General features: G+C 74.8%; 15 protein-coding genes. 5 read left to right on the forward strand and 10 right to left on the reverse strand.

The features are described 5' to 3' along the window. Position 1: 1 nt before the first annotated feature. Together ACQ9ZG_RS03790 and ACQ9ZG_RS03795 are read right to left on the reverse strand one after the other, a co-directional pair. Positions 2-445: a roadblock/LC7 domain-containing protein gene (locus ACQ9ZG_RS03790; protein WP_028419723.1), complete on the reverse strand. Its 444-nt coding sequence runs from the start codon at positions 443-445 to the stop codon at positions 2-4. Beyond that, positions 442-3,435 carry a sensor histidine kinase gene (locus ACQ9ZG_RS03795; protein ID WP_499279910.1) on the reverse strand — a complete coding sequence of 998 codons (2,994 nt, stop codon included), beginning with the start codon at positions 3,433-3,435 and terminating at the stop codon, positions 442-444. Before ACQ9ZG_RS03795 ends, ACQ9ZG_RS03790 begins: the two co-directional genes overlap by 4 nt. 504 nt (positions 3,436-3,939) lie before the next feature. Here ACQ9ZG_RS03795 and ACQ9ZG_RS03800 point away from each other — a divergent pair. Beyond that, the gene (locus ACQ9ZG_RS03800) at positions 3,940-4,413 is read left to right on the forward strand and encodes a hypothetical protein (protein WP_375138341.1); all 474 of its coding nucleotides are present in this window, start codon (positions 3,940-3,942) and stop codon (positions 4,411-4,413) included. A gap of 212 nt (positions 4,414-4,625) precedes the next feature. Here the strand turns inward: ACQ9ZG_RS03800 and ACQ9ZG_RS03805 are convergent, their stop codons facing one another. From ACQ9ZG_RS03805 to ACQ9ZG_RS03835, 7 genes are all read right to left on the reverse strand, one after another. After that, complete coding sequence (locus tag ACQ9ZG_RS03805) at positions 4,626-9,410, reverse strand: hypothetical protein (RefSeq protein WP_499279911.1); 4,785 nt, start codon at positions 9,408-9,410, stop codon at positions 4,626-4,628. 77 nt (positions 9,411-9,487) lie between these two features. Then, a complete protein-coding gene (locus tag ACQ9ZG_RS03810; RefSeq protein WP_028419726.1) occupies positions 9,488-10,480 on the reverse strand; it encodes a membrane protein in 993 nt (330 codons plus the stop codon). A gap of 91 nt (positions 10,481-10,571) precedes the next feature. Then, positions 10,572-12,098, reverse strand: coding sequence for a hypothetical protein (locus ACQ9ZG_RS03815; protein ID WP_028419727.1), 1,527 nt, complete (start codon positions 12,096-12,098; stop codon positions 10,572-10,574). 104 nt (positions 12,099-12,202) lie between these two features. Further along, on the reverse strand, positions 12,203-15,799 hold the full coding sequence (locus ACQ9ZG_RS03820; protein ID WP_499279913.1) for a hydantoinase B/oxoprolinase family protein: 3,597 nt from the start codon (positions 15,797-15,799) through the stop codon (positions 12,203-12,205). Positions 15,800-15,847: 48 nt separating this feature from the next. Beyond that, positions 15,848-16,420 (reverse strand): DUF4240 domain-containing protein, encoded by a 573-nt coding sequence (locus ACQ9ZG_RS03825; RefSeq protein WP_028419729.1) that lies wholly within the window; start codon positions 16,418-16,420, stop codon positions 15,848-15,850. A gap of 58 nt (positions 16,421-16,478) precedes the next feature. Next, a complete protein-coding gene (locus ACQ9ZG_RS03830) occupies positions 16,479-17,897 on the reverse strand; it encodes a HEAT repeat domain-containing protein (RefSeq protein ID WP_499279914.1) in 1,419 nt (472 codons plus the stop codon). A 289-nt stretch (positions 17,898-18,186) separates the two neighbouring features. Next, the gene (locus ACQ9ZG_RS03835) at positions 18,187-18,579 is read right to left on the reverse strand and encodes an ankyrin repeat domain-containing protein (protein WP_109917057.1); all 393 of its coding nucleotides are present in this window, start codon (positions 18,577-18,579) and stop codon (positions 18,187-18,189) included. A gap of 324 nt (positions 18,580-18,903) precedes the next feature. Here ACQ9ZG_RS03835 and ACQ9ZG_RS03840 point away from each other — a divergent pair, with 324 nt between their 5' ends. Together ACQ9ZG_RS03840 and ACQ9ZG_RS03845 are read left to right on the forward strand one after the other, a co-directional pair. Beyond that, entirely contained in the window at positions 18,904-19,098 is a 195-nt protein-coding gene (locus tag ACQ9ZG_RS03840; protein ID WP_003970432.1) for a hypothetical protein, read from the forward strand. Positions 19,099-19,135: 37 nt separating this feature from the next. After that, positions 19,136-20,794 carry a hypothetical protein gene (locus tag ACQ9ZG_RS03845; RefSeq protein WP_499279915.1) on the forward strand — a complete coding sequence of 553 codons (1,659 nt, stop codon included), beginning with the start codon at positions 19,136-19,138 and terminating at the stop codon, positions 20,792-20,794. Positions 20,795-20,995: 201 nt separating this feature from the next. On the opposite strand, the gene ACQ9ZG_RS03850 is transcribed toward ACQ9ZG_RS03845, so the two are convergent. Then, positions 20,996-22,495, reverse strand: a complete 1,500-nt coding sequence (locus tag ACQ9ZG_RS03850) for an SCO1417 family PLP biosynthesis transcription factor (protein WP_165273604.1) — start codon at positions 22,493-22,495, stop codon at positions 20,996-20,998. Between the two features lie 102 nt (positions 22,496-22,597). On the opposite strand from ACQ9ZG_RS03850, the gene yczE reads away from it, so the two are divergent. Together yczE and ACQ9ZG_RS03860 are read left to right on the forward strand one after the other, a co-directional pair. Next, positions 22,598-23,329 (forward strand): membrane protein YczE, encoded by a 732-nt coding sequence (gene yczE / locus ACQ9ZG_RS03855; RefSeq protein ID WP_109915717.1) that lies wholly within the window; start codon positions 22,598-22,600, stop codon positions 23,327-23,329. Beyond that, positions 23,326-24,090: a glycerophosphodiester phosphodiesterase family protein gene (locus tag ACQ9ZG_RS03860; RefSeq protein ID WP_109915716.1), complete on the forward strand. Its 765-nt coding sequence runs from the start codon at positions 23,326-23,328 to the stop codon at positions 24,088-24,090. Before yczE ends, ACQ9ZG_RS03860 begins: the two co-directional genes overlap by 4 nt. The last annotated feature ends 18 nt before the right edge of the window (positions 24,091-24,108 follow it).

Raw genomic sequence — 24,108 nt, forward strand, 5'->3', positions numbered from 1 at the left:
CTCACCCTCCGGCGGGCTGACCGGTCGTCCGCGGGGCGTTGGCCAGGTGGGCCCCCACGCGCTTGACCATGAGCGTCATCTCGTACGCCACCTGGCCCACGTCGGAGTCCGCGTCGGCCAGGACGGCGAGACAGCTGCCGTCCCCGGCCGCCGTGACGAAGAGGAACGCCTCGTCGAGTTCGACGACGGTCTGGCGGACCCGGCCCGCGTCGAAGTGGCGTCCCACGCCCTTGGCGAGGCTGTGGAACCCGGAGGCGACGGCGGCCAGGTGCTCGCTGTCCTCCCGGGTCAGGTCCTGCGAGGCGCCGGTGGCCAGACCGTCGCTGGAGAGCACCAGCGCCTTGCGGATGCTGGCGACGCGCTGGACGAGTTCGTCCAGCAGCCAGTTGAGTTCGCCCGAGCCCTGGCGTGCGGAGTCGGGTGCTGCGGCGTTCGGTGCGGTCATCGACCGTTCCCTCCCGGAGTGGTTCCTGGTGCTGTTCCCTCGGAGCCGGCCGCGTCCTCGGCGTTCTGCCGACGACCGCGCTGCCAGCCGCGCTGGAGTGATGCCATGCGATTGCGTACTTCGTCCGCGTCCCGGTCGAAGTCGTCGACCGTCTCGGCGGGCGCCCGGTACGGAGTCCGGTCGGCGGAGTCCTCACGGAGCTGGGGGGCGAGGCTGGCCTGCCGGACCCGCCGGGGCAGCCCGCCCACGGTGTCGGGGGCGGTGTCGCGCTCGGCCTCGACGGTGGTGCGGGGTGGTTCCGGAGTGTGCGGCGGCTCGGCCTCGGTGAGCGGTACGGGGTTGCGCCGGGCGGCACGGGCGGCCCAGGGGGTGGTGTGCGCGACCGGGCCGGTCGGGGTGCGGGGCACGGCGGCGGGCGGCCCGTCGGCGGTGGCCGGGCGGGCGTCCGGGGCCGGGTCGTCCACGCGGCGGCCGCGGTCGGTGACCAGGGTCGGCGGCGTACGGCGGGGCAGCGGCACGGGGCCCCTGGGGCGCATCGGGCGGACCTCGGCCTTGCGGCCCTCACCGTCGTGGTCGCGGGCCTGCTGGTGCTGGTCGCGGCGGGCGTCCCAGGCCTCGTCGTCGCGGTCGGAGCCCCGTCCGTCCCGGTCGTCGTCCGTGCGGCGCGTGCCACCGCCCCCGCCGCGGCGCGTACCCCCGTCGTGGTCGTGGAACGGGTCGCGGCCGTCCTCGCGGCGCAGGTCACGGGCGCGGAAGATGCCGCCGCGTTCGCTCTCGGTGTCCTCCAGGTCGGAGACCCCGTCGAGCACGGGTCCCAGAGCGGGGTCGAGGGCCGGGTCGGAGGCGCGGTCCAGCGGGTCTCCGGCGAGGTCCAGGGGGCCGATCGGGGCCTCCAGTTCGACCGGGCCGTCGAGCACCGCCGGACCGGTGAGGCCGGTGGGGACCGGGGAGAGGACGGCGGACCTCCCGTTGGCCCTGCGCTCCCCGCCCGACGACGCGGTCTCCTCCGCCCTCCGCCCGGGGTCGGCGCCCCGGCCGCTGCCGATCGCCCGTTCGGCCCGGCGGTCGAGCCGGAAGCCGGTGCCGTGGGTGTCGGGGGCCTCGGTGAGGAGGGCGGCGGGGATGAAGACGACCGCGGTGGTGCCCCCGTACGGCGATTTCTGCAGGGAGACCCGGACGTTCTGGCGCTGGGCGAGGCGGCTGACCACGAAGAGGCCGAGGCGGTCGGTGTCGGAGAGTTCGAAGTCGGGGGTCTCCGCGAGCCTCAGGTTGGCGTCGAGCAGGACCTCGGGGGCCATGCCGAGCCCTCGGTCGTGGATTTCGAGGGTGAAGCCGTTGGAGACGCGCTCGCCGTGCACGTGGACCGCGGTGTGCGGGGGCGAGAAGACGGTGGCGTTCTCCAGGAGTTCGGCGATGAGGTGGGTGAGGTCGGCGACGGCGGGGCCGCCCACGCCGATCCGGGGCAGCCGCCGGACCTCGATGCGCTCGTAGTCCTCGACCTCGGCGACGGCGGCCCGTACGACGTCCATGAGCTGGATCGGCTTGCGCCACTGGCGGGACGGGGCGGCGCCGGAGAGGATCACGAGCCCCTCGGCGTGGCGGCGCATGCGGGTGGTGAGGTGGTCCAGCCGGAACAGGTCGGCCAGTTCGTCGCTGTTCTCGGTGCGGCGCTCCATCGCGTCCAGCAGGGTGAGCTGGCGGTGCAGGAGGACCTGGTTGCGGCGGGCGAGGTTGACGAAGACCTCGGAGACGCCGCGCCGCATGTCCGCCTGCTTGACGGCGGCCTCGACGGCGGCGCGCTGGAGGGTGTTGAGCGCCTGGCCGACCTGGCCGATCTCGTCGCGGTCGTAGGTGAGGTGCGGGGCCTCGGTCTCGACGTCGACCTGCTCACCGGCGGCCAGCCGGCGCATGACGCTCGGCAGCCGGACACCGGAGACCTCGTGGGCGTCCTTGCGGAGCCGGGAGAGGTCGCGGACCAGCTCACGGCCGATCCGTACGGAGACGAAGATCGAGACGATCAGGGCCAGGAAGCCCAGGACCCCGGCGACCCCGGCCAGGGCGAGGACCCGGTACCCGGCCGGTTCCGAACGGTCCTGGAAACGGTCGGCCATCTCCGTGGAGTCGGCCGCGAGCCGGTCGAGGACGGGCGGGGCGGCCTCCTGCCAGCGTGCGGTGTCGACGGCGCCCGGGCGCTTGGTGGGTCCGGCCGCGATCAGGGCGTCCTCGGCGGTCCGCAGCGGTTCGGCGTCCGGGCTGCTCCAGAACTGCTCGACGCGGCGGCGTTCGGCGGCGGGGAGGTTCTCCAGGCTGACGTCGTACAGCAGCCGGCGCTGGGCCACCAGGCCGGATATCTGGCGGAGTTCGGCGGTGGTGAAGCGGCCCGCGATGAGGCCGGAGGCGATGAGGGCGTCCTCCCGCGACAGCATCTCGCGGGCCCGGGATATCCCGACCAGCGCCCGCATCTCCTTGTCCAGCGAACCGTTCTTCGTGGTGTGGAGACCGTTGAGGAAACGGTACGCCGGGTCGACGAGACGGTTGTAGAAGTCCAGCGCCTTGGCCCGGCCGATGGTGCGCCTCTCGACCGAATCGCGCAGCGATCCCAGGCCGTCGACGGCGGTCAGGATCGCGTCGAGACGGGTCCGGGACTCGGGGTCCAGCGCCTCTCGGACGTCGTCCCGCCCGGCGCTCTCCCTGACCTCGGCCACGATCCGGTCGGTGTCGGCGCGCCGGCTCAGCAGGAGGGGGAGGGCGTCGGAGGCGCGGGGATCGGCCAGGAAGACGAGGGTCTGGCGGCGCTCGGCCTGGACGGTGCGGACCGCCTCCTCCAGGGGCCCCGCGACCTTCTCCACCGTGTTGCCGACGTTGATCAGCTCGACCGCCTGACGGCCGGTGACGTAGGTGGCCAGGCCCCAGAGGCCCGTGAGCGAGACGAGCGGCACCAGCAGCAACGCCACGATCTTCCTGCGGATGGACTTCCCGCGAAAGCGCATGGCCTCCCCCAGATCGACCCCGCTCCGCGGGGGTGGTCTTCTCCCGGTCGTCCCTCGACCCTGCCCCGACGTTCGCCCCGCATCCACCGGTGCGCATCGGACCGACGCGGGCGAGGGTCCGTCCTACGTCAATAAACGGCGCGAGCCTACTACTGACACAGAGACAACTCGAAGACACGTCCGGATGATTTTCAGCCGTCCGAACGGGATTTGGTGGTGGGTTGCCCCGGTATTCCCAGAGATGAAGTTCGCGAAAGCGGCAGAGGATACCCAACGACCCCCCGCTCAGGGGCCCATATCAGTTGGCTGGAATTATTCGTTCCGTAGCCTTCTGGGCCCAGAGGCGGCTTTCAGGGGGAATCTTCGGGGCGGTTGGTTCGTCCATATGTACGGGGTAGACGCACGACGGGGCACGCGCGGCAGTACGAGCTCGTCCGCCCGCGTAGAACCGGCGCAAGCCGGGCAGCCACCCTGAAGTCGGACAGTGGTGGGGAGTTGAAGGACGTGAGCACGCAGGAGCGCGGAAGCGCCGGAGCACCGGTCGGCACCGCGAGAGCGGACGCCGTGGACGAGGCACGGATTCCGCGGCAGTTGTGGGTGGAGGAGCCGGCGGGAACACGGCGGATGCCGGACGCCGTGCGGACGGCGGCGGTGCGCGCCGTGCTCGTCATGGCGCTGACGATCATCCAGGCGGTGATCGCCTTCCTGTGCACGCTGGCCGGCTCCTGGCTGGCCTTCCCGATGGTGCTCAGCAGCGTGGCCAGCACGGTGGTCGCCACCTGGGCGGTGCTGGACGTGTGGGTCACCCGGCAGGTGTGGAACCAGCGGCACGGCGTGGTCTCCGCGCCGAGCAGCACGGCCCGGCAGATGCGCAGGGAGCGGCGGCGGGCCCAGCGGGCGGCGCGAGCGGCGGAGCGGGACGAGGCGGACGGCAGGATACGGGGGCGGCGGGGGGCCGGGGATCTCTCGCGGGCGTGAGCTTCCCGGGTCTGCCCTGTGCCCGGTGTGACCTCGCGTGGGCTTCGGCTTCCCGGCGTCGGATTTCCGGCGTCGCTCTTGCCCGGCGTGGTCGCGCGCGGGCGTGGTCTCCCGGCCGGTCTCTCGCGTGAGGCCGCTGCCGGGCCCGATCACACCTCATCCGCGGGCCCGGTGGCACCTGATCGGGTCATCGGGCCCGCGGCAGCGGGAGGTTACGCCTCCGGCTGCGGCTGGGACGGGGGCCGCGGCTCCTCGGACTGCGGTGCGCTCCGCTTGAACATGCGGGTCGCCGTGATCTCGCCGTGGACCGTCTCGCCCTCCGGGTCCTGCTGGGGCAGCCCGGGGCGCAGGTGCTCCTCCACGCTGATGTACTTCAGCCCGGCCCTCAGGTCCGCGTCGTTGCGCAGGCGGATGACCAGTGGGAACTCGGCGAGCGCGGTCGTGTCGAAGAGCCCGGTCGTATAGAGCAGCTGGACGCCCAGCGCGTCGGAGACCGCGCGCTGGAGTTCCAGCAGATACGTGGCGTTGGCCCGGCCGATCGGGTTGTCCAGGAACAGCGTGCCCGCGTGCCGGTGCCGGTCGCGGCCCCGGTCGTTGCTGCGCAGCGCCGCCATCGTGCAGTAGAGGGCGATGGCGGCGGTGAGGAGCTGGCCGCCGGAGAAGACGTCGCCCATCTGCCCGACCGGGACCCGCTCGGCGCGGAGCACGGCGTCCGGCTTGAGGATCTCCACGGCGATGCCCTTGGGCCGCAGGGCCGCCTCGACGCCCCGCAGCAGCAGGGACATGCCGTCCCGGCGCAGGTCGGAGTTCTTCTTGAGGGCGGCGCGCGTCGCCTCGTCGATGACCTCCCCGAGACGCTCGGTGAGGGTGGCCTGGTCGGGTTCCTCGAAGCGGATCCGGAGGAACTCCTGCCCCGACCACTCCCCCAGCCCCTCGGGGAGCTGCGAGAGCCGCTGGGCGGAGCGGAGCGTGGCGAGGGCCGACTCGACCAGGCCGCGCAGCCGGTCGACGATGGAGTCGCGGTTGCGCTCCAGCTGGACCAGCTCGTCGGTGAGGACGCGGAGCCGGGGGGCGAAGGCGTCGGCCCACTTCTGGGCGTGCTCCGGAAGCGCCAACGCGGGCAGTTCGCGGATCTGCTGGCGGGCCGGGGTGCGGACCTGCTCGTAGCGGGTGGAGTTGGCGTGCCGTACGAGGACGTCGCTCGCCTCCCGTACGGCGCTCTCGGCGGCCGAGAGGTCGGTGGCGCAGCCGCGCAGGGAGCGGCGGGCCTCGGCGGCGGAGTGCCGGGCCTCCTCCAGGGTGCCCGGGTACGGCTCGGGGGCCTCGGTGGGCTCCTCCGTGCCGTGGTCGCGGAGCAGGTCGCGCAGGAGGGCGGCGGTCTCGTCGAAGCCGCCCGCCGAGTCCTCGGCGGTGCGGTGGGCGTGGAGCAGCTCGCTGTGGGCGGCGCGGGCGGTCTCCAGGGCCGCGGTGGCGGCGGCCAGCTCGGCGGTGGCCGTCCGCAGGAAGGCCTGGGCCTGCTCGGCGTCGGCCGGGACCAGCTCGTCGGGCAGTTCGGTGTGGTGCGGCCGCTCGTCCCCGGGGGCCAGCCGTTCGGCCTCGCCCCGGAACCGGCCCAGCTGCTCACTGGCGGTGGAGGCCCGGGTCTCCAGGAGCTGTACGTGGGACTCGGCGCGGGCGGCCGCCGCCTGGCGGGAGGGGCCGTCGGCGCCGTCGGTGCCTTCCAGGAGCTGGGCGGCGCGGGTGCGGACCTTGTTGGTGAGCCGGTCCAGCTCCGCGAGGGCGGCGCTCTCGTCGCTCTCGGCGCGGGCCTGCTCGGCGCGGAGGTCGGCGCCGACGCCGACCTTCTCGTAGAGCTGGGATGCGGCCCGGTAGGCCTCGCGGAGGGTGGGCAGCGCCGTGCGGGGCTTCGTCTCGTCGGGCTCCGGGAGGGCCTCCGGGGCGCCGGCGATCTCGGCGCGTTCGGCGCGCAGGGCGCGGGCGGTGCGGCGGGCGTCGTCCCCGGCGCGCTGGGCGGCCCTGCGGTCCTCGTCGGCGGAGCGGGCCAGGTCCAGGCAGACCGCGGCGCGGGCCTCGGCCTCGGCGGTCTCGTCGGCCAGTTCGCGGAGGCGGACCTGCCAGCGGGCCCGCTCCCGCAGCCGGTGGGCGAGTCCGGCCAGCGCGTCCGCGACCCGGCGGGCGCGCTGGGCGGCCTCCTGGCGCTCGTCGCGGACCCGGGCGGTGTCGGCGGCGGCCTCGTCGGCCTCGGCGCGGGCGGTACGGGCCTCCGCGAGGGCGGCTTCGGCGCTCTCGGCGGCCGTACGGGCGGTGGCGGCGGCCTCGGCCAGCTCGGCGAGCATGCCGGGCGGGCAGTCGGCGCGCCAGGAGCCGATGCGGGCGGCGAGGGCGCGGTCGCCGGAGAGCCGGGCGGCGAGCGTGCGGATGTCCTCGTCGCGGGCGGCGGCGCGGGAGCGCAGGGCGTGGCGCTCCTCGTCGGCGGCGTGCTCGTCGTGCATGGCCGGGTTCGGCGGGACGAGGAAGACTCCGTCGTGCTGGGCGTCGGAGCCGGTGGCCGGGTCCGGGACGGGGGCCAGGAGGGCGGCGGCGGTGCCGACGGCGACGGCCGAGCGGGGCAACAGGGCCGCGCCGCCCAGGACTTCGCGGGCACGGGTGTGGGCGTCGGGGTCGGTGATGACCACGCCGTCGACCAGTTCCGGGCGGGCGGCGAGGACGGCGGCGTGGTCGGCCGGGTCGACGGCCTGGGCGAGGTACCGCCAGCCGGGCAGGGCCGGGATGCCGTGTTCGCCCAGGTATTCGACGGTGGCGAGGACGTCGGGGCTCGGGGGCAGCAGTCCGCCCTCGCCGAGGGCGCCGAGGATGCGGGCGTCGTCGGCGGCGGCGGTGCGCAGGTCGAAGAGGCGGCGCTCGGCGGAGGCGACGGACTGGTCGAGCAGCTCGCGCAGTTCGTCGGCGCTGCGGTCGAACTCCTCGGCGCTGAGCGGCTGGTGGACGGCGGTGGGCTGGTCGGCCAGGGCGACCGCGCTGTCCGGGGCCTCTTCCGCCGGGCTCGTTCCGGTGCCGTCGTCGCCCGGCGACGCCGTACGGGAGGGGGCGCCCCGGTCCGGCGCGGGCGGCTCGTCGGCGGCTTCCCGGCGGGGGTGCGGGACGCCCGGGCCGGTGGGCAGGCCGAGCAGGTCCGCGAGGCGCGGGTCGGCGGCGATGGAGGCGGCGGCCCTCAGCTCGTCCTCGTGGCTCTGCTCCGCGGCCTTGGCCCCGTCGGCGGCGCGGGCGGCGGCCAGCTCGGCGCGGCTCTCGGCTGCGGCCGCCTCGCGCGCGTGGTCGGCGGCGGTGCGGGCGGCCTCGCGGGCGGTGTCCCAGGCGGCGACGGCGGCCTGTTCGGCGTCGCTGGCTGCGAGGGCGGCGCGGGCCGGGTCGGCGTCGGGTGCCGTGTTGTCGAGCCAGCCGGCCCGGACGGCCTCGCCGGTCTCCTGCTCGACCTCCGCGAGGCGCTGGCGCAGATGTCCGGCCTCGCTGCGGGCGCGCTGGGCCTCGGTGGCGGCGGTGGTGGCGTCGCGGTGGGCGCGCTCGCCGGTGGCCTGGAGGGTCTCGGCGCGCTCCTCCTGTTCGTTGGCGACGCGCTCGCCGTCCTCGGCGGCGAGGTGCAGCGCCCGTACGAGGTCGGCGGCGGCGGTGGCACGGGCGGCGAGGGCGGGGGCGGCGTCGCGCTCTGCCTCGCGGATGGCGGCGGCGACCCTGGCGGAGCGGTCGGCGGCGGCGCGGTGGCGCAGGACGGCTTCGGCGGCCTGCCAGGCGGCGTGCAGCGTACGGGCCTCGGCCAGCTCCTTGCGTCCGGCGGCGGCGCTCTTCTCGGCTCCGGCCAGGGCCAGGGAGGCGTGGCGGTAGGCGAGTTCGGCGGCGATGAGGGAGCGGCGGCCGCGGGCGGTCTCGGCCTCGGTGACGGTGTGGGCGGCGGCGGTGACCCGCTCGGCCAGCTCGGCGGTGCGGCCGCGCTCCTCGGCGGCGCGGGCGGAGAGGCGGCGGGCCAGGGTGCGGGTGCGGCGCTCGGCCGCGGCGTGGATGTCGCGGGCGCGGGCGCGGGTGTCGGTGGCCTCGACGATCCGGCCGAGGAGGTCCACGGAGCCCGCGGTGAAGTCGCGTTCGGCGGTCAGCTCGGCGCGGCGGCCCAGCTTGCTGCCGAAGCCGCTGACCAGGTCGGCCAGGCCGTCGGTGTCGCGGGTGTCGGTGACGGCGCGGAGCAGGAGGTCGGTGAAGTCGGAGTCCTTCTTGACCGCGAAGAGTCCGGCGGCCTCGCCTTCGTCGGCGTTCATCTCGCGCTGGTAGCGGAAGAGTTCGGGGTCGAGCCCGAGGTCACCGAGGTGTTCGTTCCAGCGGTCGTGGATCTCTTCCCAGTGCACGTCGAGGTGCTGGTAGAACTTGCCCGCGTCCACCAGGGCGTCGCGGAACCCCTTCATGGTGCGGCGCCTGCCCCGGGCGCCGGAGACCCCTTCGGCGGGTCGGCCGACGGCGGTGGCCTCCGCGACGGGCAGGCTGTCCAGGCTGAGTCCGGGGCCGGGGCGGAAGGAGTACCACGCCTCGGCGAACTTCCGGGGGTCGTTGGAGACCTGCCGCCCGCGCCACTCGCTGACCTTGCCCACCACGACGCACTCACCGGTCAGGGTGTGCTGCCATTCCAGGGCGACATGGCCGCAGTCGTCCGCGAGCAGGAACTTGCGGAGCACGCCGGAGCTGGCGCCGCCGAGGGTGTTGCGGTGGCCGGGGAGCATCACCGAGAAGATCAGCTTCAGCAGGACGGACTTGCCGCCGCCGTTCTCCAGGAAGAGCACGCCCGCCGGGGCGGGGCGGCGGGGCGGACCGACGGGCTCGTCCTCGAAGAACTCCGCCTGCGCGGGGGCCGGGTGGGGGACGGGTTCGCCGACGCCGCGCAGGTCGAGGACGGTGTCGGCGTAGCGCGCACCGGCAGGCCCGATGGAGTAGAGGCGGACCCGGGACAGCTCGTACATGGCGGCGGACTCTCGTCGTTCGGAGAAGCGGTGGTGGAGCGGCAGATCGTGGCGGTGGGGCGGCGGGCGCGGGCGGGTCAGGAGGCGTGGAAGGGCAGGCCCGCGTCGGCGGCCAGCTCCAGGTCGTCGGCGTCGGGCGGCGGGAGCAGGGTGGCGGAGCCGTCGGTGACGGGGACGACGCCCAGCTCCAGCAGCTCGGCCATGGCGGCGCTGCCCGCCATGTCGCGGACCTGGAGCTGGTAGCGGGCGGTGGTGCGGTAGGCGCCGCCCGCGTCGTCGCCGGTGCGCTGGAGGAAGCCGGAGTCGGTGAGGAAGGCGACGGCCTTGCCGATGATGCCGGTGGTGGATCCGGCGAGGCGGCGGGCGTCCTTGGTGGCGCCGGTGGCGCTGCGGCGGGCGTAGACGCGCCAGCCGGATTCGAGGCCGGGGGTGCCGGTGGCGGGGTCGGTGTTGTCGCCCTGTTCCTCGGCGCGCTCCTCCAGGCGCCTGCAGGCCTGGCGTACGAAGGCGTCGACGCCGTTGACCGTGATGCGGCCGATGTACGCGTCGTCCGCGAGGTCCTCGGGGCGGGGGAAGGCGAGGGCGGCGACGGCCAGGTGGGCGAGGCCGTGGAGGAAGCGGTCGGCGGAGTCGGAGGAGGCGCGGCGGGCGTAGTCGCCCATGCGGACGGCGAAGACGGAGTCCTCGGCGGCGGTGACGGCCATCCCGGCGCGCGGGGAGACCTCCAGGACGATGAGGCCGAGCCCGGTGGCGACGGCGTCCGCGAGCCGGGCGAAGGCGCTGTCCTCCCGGTAGCGGCGGAGCAGCTCGGCGTACTCGGCGTCGCGGGCGGGCAGCAGCTTGGGCTGGAGGCCGAAGGAGACCAGGCGGGCGGCGTCGGCGGCGTCGGCCGGGGTGACGGACGGCTGGCCGGTGGGTCCGTCAGGGTGCGCGGGGGCGGAGTCGCCCGCGTACGGGGTGGAGGGGCCCGGGTGGGGCGGGGCGGAGGGGCCCGCGTACGGCGTCGGGGAGGGGGCGTGCGCGGAGGGCTCGGTCCACGCGTCGGGGCGCTCGGCGTCGTGGTCGCTCACGGCTGGGACTCCTCGGTACGGAAAGGGTGGTGCGGGTGGGGGGAGCGGGCGGCGGGGCCGGCGGCCGGGGCGGTGCGGTGCGCGGGGCCGCTCATGAGGCCTCCTGGCGGTCCGCGGCCATGCCGACGGCGTCCAGCAGGGCGGTGCCCACGATCAGGTCGGCGCCGCCGAACTCCGGGTCCTCCAGCTGCGTACCGTCGTCCACCGCGAAGAGCAGGCGGCGCTCGCCCTGGCGGTAGGCGGTGCCGACGGGCGGGCTGGCGGCGTGCACGGCGAGCAGGGCGACCAGGTAGGGCAGGTCGGGGTCGCTGCGGCGGGCCTCCGCGAGCAGCCCGGAGAGCCGGCGCGGGGCGTCGTGCTCCAGGTCGAGCAGGGCCATGGCGCTCGCCAGCTGGGCGTCGCTGAAGCGGCTGTCGTCCGGGGTGGCGATCAGGTCGGGCTCGGGCATCTCCATTCCCAGGTGCTCCCGCTCCAGGGGCGGGGTGAGCAGCATGTCGACCAGGTCCCCGACGCGGACGGAGGCGGGGGTGCGCAGCCCGGTGCCGTGGGCGAAGAAGGCGTCGGTGGCGCGGGTGGACTGCTCGACGGGGAGCGGCAGGAGCGGGGCGAGGAGCTGCCCGTACAGATCGAGGCCCGCGTGGGCGGCGGGGGTGGCGAAGGCCTGCCGGTCCTGCTCGGCGCGGAAGAGCGGCCCGGCCTCCAGCAGCCGGGACTGGAGCTGGGTGTGGCGGCGGATGCAGTCCTTGACGATGTCGACCAGCTCGGCGGCGCGGCGCTTGTGCTCGGGCTCCTCGGCCTCGTCGCGCGCCTTGCGGATGTTGGTGAGGATCGCGTTCTCGTGGCGGTAGCGGTCGGCCACGTGGTCCAGGGCCTCGGCGATCATGTCCGGGACGGTGTTGAGCCAGTCGACCGCGCGGACGTTGCGCCGGGTGGCCTCCAGGGTGCGGCGCAGCGTCTCGGCGTACTGCACGGTGCGGTAGCGGGCCTGTTCGGCGGCGAGCTGGGCGTCCGCGAGGCGGCCCCGGCTGATCAGAACCTCCAGCTTGACCTCGGCGGCGATCTGGGCGCTGGTGACATCGGTGTCGAGGGCGCCGACGAGGACGTTGACCGCTTCGTCGGTGGCGCGCAGATAGACCGTGCCGCCGTAGCCGGGGACCTCCTCGATCAGCTTGAAGTCGTAGTCCCGGCGGATGTAGACACCGTCGGGGCCGAAGGTGCCGTAGACGGCGCGGAAGCCCCGGTCGACGCTGCCGACGTTGATCAGGTTCTCCAGGACCCAGCGGGCGACCCGTTCGTGCTCGGCGGCGGGGCGGCCGGGGGCCTGGGCGGCGACGCGGGGCAGCAGCCTGGCCACTATCTGGTCGTGGTCGGCCCCGGTGTCGAAGTCCATGTTGAGCGTGACGTGGTCGATCGCGGCGAGGGCGACCTCCGCCATGGCGTAGACCGTGTACTCCCCGGCCAGGTTCGCCTTGCGCGCGTCGAGGTCGTGCAGCGGCGCCGTGCAGGCGAGCGCGCGCAGCCGACGGGCGAGCCCCTCGTCGGCGGCGGGGCCCGGGGCAGGCCTCGGCCCCGCGCTGAGCTGCGGCGCGGCGATGTCCGTGTCGGCAGGCGAAGTCACGAGGGACAGATTAGGTCCTCGCACTGACAACGGTCGAAACGGCGTTTATGCGACCGGCGCCGGAGGGCACCGCGGCGGCCGGACCGCGCCACCACGATTCGGAGCTACGCGCCCGCATCCCCGTACCCCCCGCCGCCCGGCGTCCGCACCACGAGTACGTCGCCGGCGGCGAGCTCCGCGGTGTCGCACCCCTGCAGCGGGTCCGTCCCGCCGTCCGCCCGCTCGATGTACTGCTCCCCGAGCGCCCCCGGTCTCCCGCCCCCGGCCCCGTACGGCGGGATCCGGCGGTGCCCGGAGAGCAGCGTCACCGTGACCGGCTCCAGGAAGCGGAGGCGGCGCTCCACTCCCCCGCCGCCGTGCCACCGCCCCGCGCCACCGCTGTCCTCGCGGACCGTGAAGCTCTCCAGGCGTACGGGCAGCCGCCACTCCAGGATCTCGGGGTCGGTGAGGCGGGAGTTGGTCATATGGGTCTGTACGGCGTCGGTGCCGTCGAAGCCGTCGCCCGCCCCGGAGCCGGAGGCGATGGTCTCGTAGTACTGGACGCGGTCGTTGCCGAAGGTGAGGTTGTTCATGGTGCCGGACCCCTCGGCCTGGCCGCCGAGCGCCCCGTACAGCGCCCCGGTGACGGCCTGCGAGGTCTCCACGTTGCCCGCGACGGTGGCCGCCGGGTAGGCCGGGTCGAGCATCGATCCGGGCGGGATCCGTACGTCCAGGGGTTTCAGGCAGCCGCTGTTGAGCGGGATGTCCTCCCCCACGAGGGTGCGGAAGACGTACAGGACGGCGGCCGTCACCACGGAGCGGGGCGCGTTGGTGTTGCCGGGCTGCTGCGGGGAGGTGCCGGTGAAGTCGATCACCGCGCTGCGGGCCTCCCGGTCGACGGTGAGCGCCACCCGGATCTCGGCCCCGCCGTCGGTCTCGTACCGGAAGCTGCCGTCCTGGAGCCCGGCGACGATCCGGCGTACGGACTCCTCCGCGTTGTCCTGGACGTGTCCCATGTAGGCCGTGACGACGTCCGTGCCGAACTCGCCGGCCATGCGGCGGAGTTCCGCGATGCCCTTCTCGTTGGCCGCGATCTGGGCGCGGAGGTCGGCGAGGTTGGTGTCCGGGGAGCGGGAGGGGTACGGGGCGGAGGCGAGGAGTTCGCGGGTCTCGGCCTCCCGGAGGTGCCCGTCGCGGACCAGGAGCCAGTTGTCGAAGAGCACGCCCTCCTCGTGGACCGTCCGGCTGAAGGCGGGCATGGAGCCGGGGGTGGTGCCGCCGATCTCGGCGTGGTGGCCGCGCGAGGCGACGAGGAACCGGAGCGTCCCCTCGTCGAACACGGGGGTGACCACGGTGATGTCGGGGAGGTGGGTGCCGCCGTGGTACGGGTCGTTGACGGCGTACACGTCCCCGGGGCGCAGGGTGTCCCGGTTGCGCCGGAGCACCTCCTTGACGCACTCCCCCATGGAGCCGAGGTGGACCGGGATGTGCGGGGCGTTGGCGATCAGGTTGCCGTCGGCGTCGAACAGGGCGCAGGAGAAGTCGAGGCGCTCCTTGATGTTGACGGAGTGGGCGGTGTTCTCCAGGCGGACGCCCATCTGCTCGGCGATCGACATGAAGAGGCTGTTGAAGACCTCCAGCAGCACGGGGTCCACCCGGGTGCCGACGGCCGTCCGGGCGGGCCGGGGCCTGGCCCGGGTGAGCACCAGGTGGCCGGTGGGGGCGGCCGTCGCCTGCCAGCCGGGGTCGACGACGGTGGTGGCGTCGTCCTCGGCGACGACGGCGGGCCCGGTGACGGTGTCGGCCGGGCGGAGGTCCTCGCGCCGGTGGAGGGGCGCCTGCCGCTCACGCCCCTCGGCGTAGAGGGTCACGGTGGCGCGGGGGCGGAGGGGGCCCTCGCGCGGTCCGGGGCCGAGGGGGCTCGCGCGGTGCTCGCCGGTGGTGCCCGTGGCCTCGACGGAGACGGTCTCGACCACGATCGGCTGGTCCATGGTGAAGCCGAACCGGGTGCGGTGCGCGGCGCCGAACTCCTCGGTCATCGCGGCCACGGAGCCCGGCTCCACGGCGAGCGCCGCGTCCGTCCCCGCGTACCGCAGCAGGATCCGGGCCCGGGTGCCGATCGCGGAATCGGGCACTCCGTCGGCCCGCAGGTCGTCCCGGGTCCGGTCGGCCAGCTCCGCGCGGAGCTGCTCGACGCGCTCCCGTACGGTCTCGTCCAGCTCGGCCTCCACGGACTGCTCGCGCATCGCGGTGGCGTCGGCCAGGCCGATGCCGTACGCGGAGAGCACCCCGGCGAGCGGGGGGATCAGGACGGTGTCGATGGACAGGGCGTCGGCGACGGCGCAGACGTGCTGGCCACCGGCGCCGCCGAAGCCGGTGAGGGCGTAGCGGGTGATGTCGTGGCCGCGCTGCACGGAGATCTTCTTGACGGCGTTGGCCATGTTGAGGACGGCGATCTCCAGGAAGCCCGCCGCCGCATCGGCCTCGGTGGGCCGCTGTCCGGTGGCGCGCCCGATCTCGTCGGCCAGCTCCGCGAACCGGTCGCGTACGACGTCGGCGTCGAGCGGCCGGTCGCCGTCGGGGCCGAAGACGGCGGGGAAGTGGGCGGGCTGGATGCGGCCGAGCATGACGTTGGCGTCGGTGACGGTGAGGGGGCCTCCCTTCCGGTAGCAGGCGGGTCCCGGGTCGGCGCCCGCGGAGTCCGGGCCGACCCGGTAGCGGCGGCCGTCGAAGTGGAGCAGCGAGCCGCCGCCCGCCGCGACGGTGTGGATGCTCATCATCGGGGCGCGCATCCGCACCCCGGCGACCTGTGTGCCCAGCTCCCGTTCGAACTCCCCGGCGTAGTGGGACACATCGGTGGAGGTGCCGCCCATGTCGAAGCCGATGACCCGGTCGTGGCCGGCCTGCCGCGAGGTGCGCGCCATGCCGACGACGCCCCCGGCCGGGCCGGAGAGGACGGCGTCCTTGCCCCGGAACGCGGCGGCTTCGCGCAGTCCGCCGTTGGACTGCATGAAGAGCAGCCGGATGCCTTCGAGTCGGGCGGCGACCTCGTCGACGTACCGGCGGAGCACGGGTGAGAGATAGGCGTCGACGACGGTGGTGTCGCCCCGGGGCACCAGCCTGATGAGCGGGCTGACCTCGTGGGAGGTGCTGACCTGGGTGAACCCGGCCTCGCGGGCGGCCTCCGCGACGGCTTGTTCGTGGGCGGGGTGGCGGTAGCCGTGCAGGAGGACGACGGCGGCGCTGCGCAGCCCGTCGGCGTGGGCGGCCCGCAACCGCTCGCGTACGGAGTCGAGTTCGAGGAGCCGTACGGTGCGGCCCTCGGCATCGGTCCGTTCGGGGACCTCGATCACGCGCTCGTGGACGGGCTCCGGGAGGACGATGTGGCGGTCGAAGAGGCGGGGCCGGTTCTGGTACGCGATCCGCAGCGCGTCCCGGAAGCCCTCGGTGACGAGCAGGACGGTGGGCTCGCCCCTGCGCTCCAGGAGGGCGTTGGTGGCGACGGTGGTGCCCATGCGGACGGCGGCGACCCGGTCGGCGGGCACCGGCTCGCCGTCACGGAGGCCGAGGAGGAGCCGGATTCCGGCCACGGCGGCGTCGTCGTAGCGCCCGGGGTCGTGGGAGAGGAGCTTGCGGGTGACCAGCCGACCGTCGGGGCGGCGGCCCACGACGTCGGTGAAGGTGCCGCCCCGGTCGATCCAGAACTCCCAGCGTCCGGTCATGGCGCCATTCTCTGCCTGCGGGCGCGAACCCGCAGGCAGAGCGGGGGCCTACTCCTCGAAGAGCGCCGCCAGCCGGGGCAGCCGGCGGCGCGTGGCGTCGGCGTCCTCCACGTCCCAGGTCTCCCCGCCCGGCTCCCGGGTCGGTATCCGGCCACCGTGGGCGCTCTCCACGGCGGCGTGGAATCCCTCGGCCGCGCCCCCGGCGCGCGCGTACGCCTCCCTGACCGGTCCCTCCAGCGTCTCGTAGCCGATCCAGCCGCGCTCGCCCCGGCTCATCCGGACCACGACGGGCAGCTCCGCCAGGGAGTCCGGGTCGGCCACCGCGCGGGTGAAGACCTCCCGGCCGAGCAGGACGAGCCCGTCGCGGAAGTCCATGAAGCCGTCGTCGCCGCAGCCGCCCTCGATCAGATACGCCGCGTTCCACAACGGCCACCGGTAGGCCGAGGCGGTCACCCCGTACGCCGTCACGGCGAAGTCCACGATCCGCGCGGGCTCCAGGGCCGCGAGCACCTCGGTCAGCGCGTCGGGCAGGGGGTCGTCCGGCGCGTCCCGGTCGTCCGCCCGGTCCCCGGCCGCCTCGCGGGCCCGTTCGACGAGCCCCCACCACTCGTTGATGTCCATGGTGAGAAGCGTAGGAGGGGGGTCTGACAACGCCCCCTCCCCTCCGCGGACCGCCCGGTCAGAGGGCCGGTGCGTCGGGTCCGATCCGGCTGCGGACCGCCGTCTGCACCTCGGCCTCCTCGGCCGGGTCGGCGGCGAGGCGGCGCAGCCGTTCGGCGACGCGGATGTCCCCGGTCTCGGCGTGCAGGGCGGCCACCTCGCGGGTGGTCTCCTCGCAGTCCCACAGGCACTCGACCGCGAACCCGGTCGGGAAGGAGGGGTCGGTGGCGGCGAGGGCGCGGGCGGTCCGGCCGCGCAGGTGCGAGGAGGACGTCTCCCGGTAGATGTGGCGCAGGACGGGGGCGGCGCAGCCGATGCCGAGGCGGCCGGCCCCGTCGACCAGGCACCAGAGCCGGGGGGCGTCGGGTCCGTCGCCGCGCACGGCCTCCCGGAGGGCGCCGAGGACTTGGGGAGCGTCCTGGGCGGTGCCTCGGCAGGCGAGGATCCCGGCGGCGGAGGCGCCGAGGGCGTCGGGGCGGCGGGCCCAGCGGCGGGCGCGCTCCACGGCCTCGTCCCCGGTCATCCGCTCGAAGGCGGCGACGGCGGCGTCGGCCACCGTGCGGGCGGGGCCGGTGGCGGCGGTCTCGATGAGGTCGAGCACGGCGGGGTCGGCCGCCTCGGCCAGGTAGTGCAGGGCGGCGCAGCGGGCGCCTTCGGAACCGTCGCGGGCGGCCAGGAGGATCCGGGGACGGTCCTCGGGTCCGGCGACGGCGGAGAGGCAGCGGGCCGCGGGGACGTGCAGGGCGCTGCCGCGCTCCAGGGCCTGCTGGGCCCAGTCGAAGACGGCCTCGACGCTCCAGCCGGGGCGGGGGCCGCCGGAGCGCATCTGGCGCTGCCAGCGGTCGAACGAGCCCTGTTCGGTGGCGGCCCGCACCCGGGCGCCGACCGCTTCGCGCGGGTCGTCGGCCCAGAGCCGCCAGGGGCGCGGCTCGAAGGAGTCGCGGACGGCGGCGGCCAGTGCGGCGGTACCTTCCTCGGTGGCCGGAAAGCGACCCAGGACGGGGAGGGCGAGGGAGCGCAGGCCCGCGTCGTCGTCGCGCAGGGCCAGCTCGTCCAGGGCCCAGGCCCAGTTGGCCCCGGTGGCCGCGTAGCGGCGGAGCAGGGCCAGGGCGTCGTCGCGCCCGTAGGAGGCGAGGTGGCCGAGGACGGAGAGCGCGAGTCCGGTACGGGAGTCGTCGGTGTCCGTGTGGTCGTCGGGGTCACCGAGGTGGCGCTCGATCTCCTCGATGCCGCCGTCGAGATCCAGGTAGAGACGGGCGTAGTAGAGGGAGCGGTTCTCCACCTGCCAGTCGTGCCGGGGGTCGCTCACCACGCAGTGGTTGAGGGCGGCGAGGGCTTCGGGGCGCGGTGCGGCGAGCGCGTGGAGCGTGCCGTCGCCGCGGCCCCTCTGCAGCAGGCCGAGCAGGGTGCCGCTCGGCGCTATGAATGGATCGAACATGGGAGAAGGCCTCACATCAAGCTGTCGACGCAACCGGGACTGTGCAGTGCCCCGTGCCGGTGGGCACGAGGGGGGTGTACGGGGACACCCCTACGCCGCGCAGTGACATGATCGGCCGACCGCCGTCTTCCGCTTGGTGTAGAGCATCTTCCTCTGCCTCTCGTCGGTGGCCCGAAACGGACCCGCGACGTCATGATGACCCAGCCATTTCGCCACCGCGACCACATTTACGACGGACCGGTCAGCGGACCCCTCGGCGGACACGCCCGCGGGCGCGCCCACCGCCCGCTCAACGGGCACCGAAGCGTTCCAGCAGGTCGGCCTTGCCGAACATCTGCGCCGTGTCCCGCGCGGAGGGCGTTCCGGCGGCCGGGTCGGCGCCCGCGGCGAGCAGGGCGTCGATGACGGCGGCCTCGCCCTTGAAGACGGCTCCGGCCAGCGGCGTCTGCCCGCGGTCGTTGGCCCGGTCCGGGTCGGCGCCGCGGGCGACGAGGGCGGTGACGGCCTCGGCGTGCCCGTGGTAGGCGGCGAGCATGAGCAGCGAGTCCCCCCGGTCGTTGGTGAGGTTGGCTGGGACGCCCGCGTCGACGTACGCGGTGAGCGCCTCGGTCCCGCCGGTGCGGGCCAGGTCGAACACCTTGGTCGCCAGCTCGACCACCTCGGGATCGGGAGTTTCGCTCATTGCGCGGGCCGCCTTTCCTTGACCGTGCGGGCGGCCGGGGCCGCCGTGGTTGACCGGGGGGTGTACGGCGGGGGGCCGTACGAGTGAATCGACAGGGTACTGCTCCGGGTCGCACATGACCGGGCCCGGTTGCGGCAAAAGATCACCGCGGGTGGTTCCTGCCCGGCACGGGCGGCGAAATACCGCGCGCGGGCCACGGGTCACGCTCCGCCACTCCAGTGAAAAAGCGCTTTATTCACCTGATTGCACCTTTTATCGTATAGATACTTCGCGTGATCCTGGAAGGACTCATGGTGACTGTCCCCTCAACCAGGAGATCCACTCATGATCCTTTCCATCTCGGGCGTGGTCCTGCTCGCCATCGTCGTCTTCCTGTTCTTCAAGAAGGACGGGCTCAAGGCATCCCACGCCATCGTCTGCGCGCTGTTCGGCTTCTACCTGGCCGGCACCGCGATCGCGCCGAGCATCACGGCAGGCGGGGCGAGCCTCGCCGGCCTGCTGGGCGGGATCAAGTTCTGACGCTCCACGACCGCTCCCACCCCTTCAGGAGACAGCTGTGGCCCGGCGACCACTCCCCCGCATTCTGAGCAGCGGCAGCGCCTCGATCACTCGCAGCAGAGAGATCGCGCGCACGGCCGCCGACAGTGCCACCGATGTGCTCCACCCGCTGATCACGATCGTCCGTGGTCTGCGGCTGCTGGCCGTCTCCGGCCGGCAGAAGTGGGTCGCGACCCCCAAGGAACGGCGTGGTCCCAAGCTGTTCCTGGCCGCGGCCTGTCTGCTCGCCGTGGCGCTCGTGCCGTACGGGCCGATCCTGGCCCTGATCACGGTGATGGGCGCCGCCGCGTGGAAGGGGCGGGAGCGGACCCCCGTGAAGACCGGCCCGGACGAGGCGGAGTCCACCCGCCTGCGCGCCCTGTACGAGGCGCTCGTGCCGTACTTCTCGGTGGCCGACGACCCCGAACCGCTCTTCGCCCACGGCGGCGACTGGGAGAAGGCCTTCTCCGGTTACGCCTTCGACGACGACGGGCGCCTCGTCCGCCTCCAGGTCTCCTACCCGGCCTACTTCACCGACGGCGAGGCCGCCGCGCGGGCCCGGATCGAGCAGCTGCTGCACACCAAGTCGGGGCGCGGCCGCGAGTACCACTTCGCCTGGGACGAGGAGGCGAACCGCCTGGTGATGACCGTGCTCGGACCGCTCTCCACCGCCGTCGCCGCCCAGCGCTTCGTCACCGCCCCCGGCGAGACGGTCCTCGGCTTCACCGACCCGGACGCGGTACGCCGTACGGTCCCGGTCCGGGACGGCGACACCACCGTGGACGCCGCCCCCGTCGTCTGGCGGACCGGCAGCCGCTCCACCGAGCCCCACCTGCTGGCGGTCGGCCAGCCCGGCAGCGGCACCACCACCCTGATCCGCTCGATCGCCCTCCAGGCCCTCCAGCAGGGCGACGTCCTCGTCGTGGACGGCAGCGGCACGGGTGAGTACGGCGCACTCGTCGGCCGCGCCGGGGTCCTCGCCGTCGAGTCCGGCCTCGGCGGGGCGCTGGCCACCCTGGAGTGGGCGGCCCACGAGACGGAGCGGCGGCTGATCTTCGCCAACCGGGCCCGCCAGGGCGGCCACCCCCTCCCCGAGGACATCAAGCGCCCGCTCTGGATCCTGCTGGACCGCCCCGGCGTCCTCGGCCATCTCGCGGCGGCCGACGGCAGGCCCGACCCGCAGGAGCTGCTCCAGGTGCCGCTGCGGCACGGGCGGGCGGCCGGGGTCACCGTCGTCCTGGCCGACCAGTTCGACGCCCTGGAGACGCTGGGCGAGACCGTACGGACCCACACCCGGGCCCGGGTCGTCCTCGGCCCGGCCTCGCCCGAGCAGATCACCGCCGTGCTGGGCGCCGGGCCGAACACCACCCCGCCGGCGGAGGTCCCGCCCGGACGCGGTTACGCCCGCCTGGGCACCGGGCCGGTGCTGCGGCTCCAGGTCCCGGCGACCCCGGACCCGTACGACGAGGACGCGAGCGAGGCCCACCGGCAGGCGGTGCTCGACGTGCTGCCGGAGCGGCCGGGGGACGAACGGCCGGTCGCCGCCCCGCGGCCGGACGACGCGCCCGCCGCCGTGGACGCCCACGACGACCGGGACACCGCCGAGGTGCCGGTGGCGGTCGAGGCCGTACCGGCCGGGCAGCTGGCCAAGGCGAAGGCGGCCATCGCGGAGGGGTGAACGGGCCCCGCACGCAGGGACGGACGGAGACAGGACGGGCGGGGAGCGGGCCGGACGGCCGCTCCCCGCCCGTCCTCATGCGCCGTGGAACCTCTCGGGCCGCGCAGGTCCCGCGCGCCCGGCGCGGACGCCCCCGGTCCGGCCACCTCGGCTCCCTCAGGCCGGTCGAACCCGTCGAGACCCTCAGGGCCGTCGCGACCCTCAGGCCACGAAGCTCCGCGGTGCGTCCGCCCCCGCGCCCGCGCCCGACCGCACCAGCTCCACCGCCGCCGCCAGCCGGACCGCCGCCTCCTCCGCGACCGGGCCGCCCACCGTGAACGGCAGCCGCACATAGCCCTCGAACGCCCCGTCCACCCCGAACCGCGGCCCCGACGGCACCCGTACGCCGACGCGCTCGCCCGCCACCGCCAGCCGGGAGCCGGAGAGCCCTCCCGTACGCACCCAGAGGGTCAGCCCGCCGCGCGGCACCGCGAACTCCCACTCCGGCAGTTCCCGGCGCACCGCCGCGATCAGCTGGTCGCGGTTCTCCCGTGCCTGGTCGCGCCGCATCTCCACCGCCTGCTCCCAGCCGCCCGTGCCCATCAGCCAGTTGATGGCGAGCTGTTCCAGGACCGGGGTGCCCATGTCCGCGTAGGCGCGGGCGGAGACCAGGGAGCGGATGACGTCGGGGGCCGCCCGGACCCAGCCGATCCGCATCCCGGCCCAGAACGCCTTGCTGGCCGAGCCGACGGTGAGCACGGTGCTGCCGGCCGGGTCGAAGGCGCAGACCCGGCGGGGCATGGCGGTGTCGGGGTCGAGGCGGAGTTCGCTCATGGTCTCGTCGACGACCAGGACGGTGCCGGCCGAGCGGGCGGCGTCGACCAGGTCGCGGCGCTGCTGCTCGTCCGCGAGCGCGCCGGTCGGGTTGTGGAAGTCGGCCACCACATAGGCGAGCCGGGGCGCCGAGTCGCGCAGCACCTGGCGCCACCGGTTCATGTCCCAGCCGCCGATGCCCTCCTCCATCGCGACCGGGACGAGCCGGGCGCCCGCCTCGCGCATCAGCTGGAGGATGTTGGCGTAACTGGGCGACTCGACCGCGATCCGTTCGCCGCGGCCCGCGAAGAGGTGGCAGATGGCGTCGATGGCGCCCATCGCCCCGGTGGTGACCATGATCTGTTCGGGCATGGTGGGGATGCCGAGTGCCGTGTAGCGCTCGGCGATCATCCGCCGCAGGGCGGGCAGCCCGGCCGGATAGTCGCCGTGCGTGTGGGCGTACGGGGGCAGTTCCTCGACCGCCCCCTGGAAGGCCCGGGTCAGCCAGGGCTCGGGGGCGGGCAGGGAGGCGCAGCCCAGGTCGATCATGGAGCCGAGCGACTCCGGGGGCAGCGGTTCCAGGCCGCGGGCGGGCAGCGGGTTGCCGGCCGGGACGGCGGTCCAGCTGCCCGCCCCGCGCCGCGACTCCAGGAACCCTTCCGCGCGCAGCGCCTCGTAGGCGGCGGCGACGGTGGTGCGGCTGACGGCGAGGGCGAGAGCCAGTTCGCGTTCGGCGGGCAGCCGGGCGGCGACCGGGACCCGGCCCTCCAGCACCAGCAGCCGCACGCCGTCGGCCAGCGCGCGGTAGGCGGGCGGCTTCCGTCCGCCGGGACCGGTGGGCCGGGGCTGCTGGGCCTGGAGCTGCCGGGCGAGCTGGGCCGCCCCCACGGTCGAAGTCCACTGCGCCATCGAAATCAGTCCACCTTCCTCGAATTGGCCATATCTGGTGGCCGATCCCCTGCCACAGAGTGACACGCAGCAGTCCACTACCACCACACCAGGGGGCAACGCGTGTCCAGGACCACCGACCGGAGGCCCACTCATCTCACCCGGCGGCTGGTCCAGCTGTACGCCGGTCTGACGCTGTACGGGGCGAGTTCGGCGCTGCTGGTCCGCGCCGGACTCGGTCTGGAGCCGTGGGGCGTCCTGCACCAGGGCCTCGCGGAGCTGACCGGCATCTCGATCGGGGTCGTCTCGATCATCGTGGGCGCGATCGTGCTGCTGCTCTGGATCCCGATGCGGCAGCGGCCGGGGCTCGGCACGGTCTCGAACGTCTTCGTGGTGGGCCTGGCGATGGACGGGACGCTCGCCTTCGTCGGGGAGGTGGACGGCCTCGGGGCCCGGATACCGGTGATGGTCCTGGGGATCGTGCTCAACGGGGTGGCGACCGGCCTCTACATCGCGGCCCGCTTCGGCCCGGGCCCGCGCGACGGGCTGATGACCGGGCTGAACCGGGTCACGGGCCGCTCGATCCGGCTGGTCCGGACGGCGATCGAGGTGGCCGTCGTGGTCACCGGCTTCCTGCTCGGCGGCTCGCTCGGGGCCGGTACGGTCCTGTACGCCCTGGCGATCGGCCCGCTGGCCCAGCTCTTCCTGCGGGTCTTCCAGCTCCCGGCGCCCGCCCCGGCGGCCAGCGGACCGTCGCCCCTCACTCCGCCCACCGGGGCGGCCACCCCCACGCCGCCCGCCGGACCCGCCCCTGTTGCCACCCCTCCATCCGGGCAGGCCATACTGCCGCAGTGAAACCGAGCCGCCACCCCTATCTCGACCACGCGACACCGCTCGCCTTCGCCCACCGCGGCGGGGCGGCGGACGGCGTGGAGAACACCGCGGCCGCCTTCCGCAGGGCGGCCGCGGCGGGCTACCGCTACTTCGAGACCGACGTCCACACCACGGCGGACGGCCGCCTCGTGGCCTTCCACGACGCCACCCTGGACCGGGTCACCGACGCCACTGGCAGGATCTCCGCCCTGCCCTGGAGCGAGGTGCGCCGGGCCAGGGTCGGCGGCACCGAACCCCTCCCCCTCTTCGAGGAGTTGCTGGAGGAGTTCCCCGAGGCCCGCTGGAACGTGGACCTCAAGGCGGAGCCCGCCCTGGCACCTCTCCTGGAGCTGATCCACCGGACCGGCGCCTGGGACCGGGTCTGCGTCGGCTCGTTCTCCGAGGCCCGGGTCGCCCGCGCGCACCGCATCGCGGGCCCGCGCCTGGCCACCTCGTACGGCGTACGCGGCGTCCTGGGGCTGCGGCTGCGCTCCTGGGGCATCCCGGCGGCACTGCGCACGGGGGCGGTCTGCGCGCAGGTTCCCGAACGCCAGGGCGGCATCCCCGTGGTCGACGCCCGCTTCGTCCGCACCGCGCACGCGCGGGGGCTCCAGGTGCACGTCTGGACGGTCAACGAACCGGATCGGATGAGGAGGCTCCTGGACCTCGGGGTGGATGGCATCATGACCGATCACATCGAGACGCTGCGTACGGTGCTGAGCGAGCGGGGGGCCTGGTCCTGACGCCGGGTCCGTCCGCGT

This window comes from Streptomyces araujoniae, from assembly GCF_050871195.1.
Taxonomy (GTDB): domain Bacteria; phylum Actinomycetota; class Actinomycetes; order Streptomycetales; family Streptomycetaceae; genus Streptomyces; species Streptomyces bacillaris.

Coding starts and splice junctions, on each gene's coding strand:
- ACQ9ZG_RS03790 (WP_028419723.1), bottom strand. CDS start 445: ATGACCGCACCGAACGCCGCAGCACCCGACTCCGCACGCCAGGGCTCG.
- ACQ9ZG_RS03795 (WP_499279910.1), bottom strand. CDS start 3,435: ATGCGCTTTCGCGGGAAGTCCATCCGCAGGAAGATCGTGGCGTTGCTG.
- ACQ9ZG_RS03805 (WP_499279911.1), bottom strand. CDS start 9,410: ATGTACGAGCTGTCCCGGGTCCGCCTCTACTCCATCGGGCCTGCCGGT.
- ACQ9ZG_RS03820 (WP_499279913.1), bottom strand. CDS start 15,799: ATGACCGGACGCTGGGAGTTCTGGATCGACCGGGGCGGCACCTTCACC.
- ACQ9ZG_RS03825 (WP_028419729.1), bottom strand. CDS start 16,420: ATGGACATCAACGAGTGGTGGGGGCTCGTCGAACGGGCCCGCGAGGCG.
- ACQ9ZG_RS03830 (WP_499279914.1), bottom strand. CDS start 17,897: ATGTTCGATCCATTCATAGCGCCGAGCGGCACCCTGCTCGGCCTGCTG.
- ACQ9ZG_RS03835 (WP_109917057.1), bottom strand. CDS start 18,579: ATGAGCGAAACTCCCGATCCCGAGGTGGTCGAGCTGGCGACCAAGGTG.
- ACQ9ZG_RS03840 (WP_003970432.1), top strand. CDS start 18,904: ATGATCCTTTCCATCTCGGGCGTGGTCCTGCTCGCCATCGTCGTCTTC.
- ACQ9ZG_RS03850 (WP_165273604.1), bottom strand. CDS start 22,495: ATGGCGCAGTGGACTTCGACCGTGGGGGCGGCCCAGCTCGCCCGGCAG.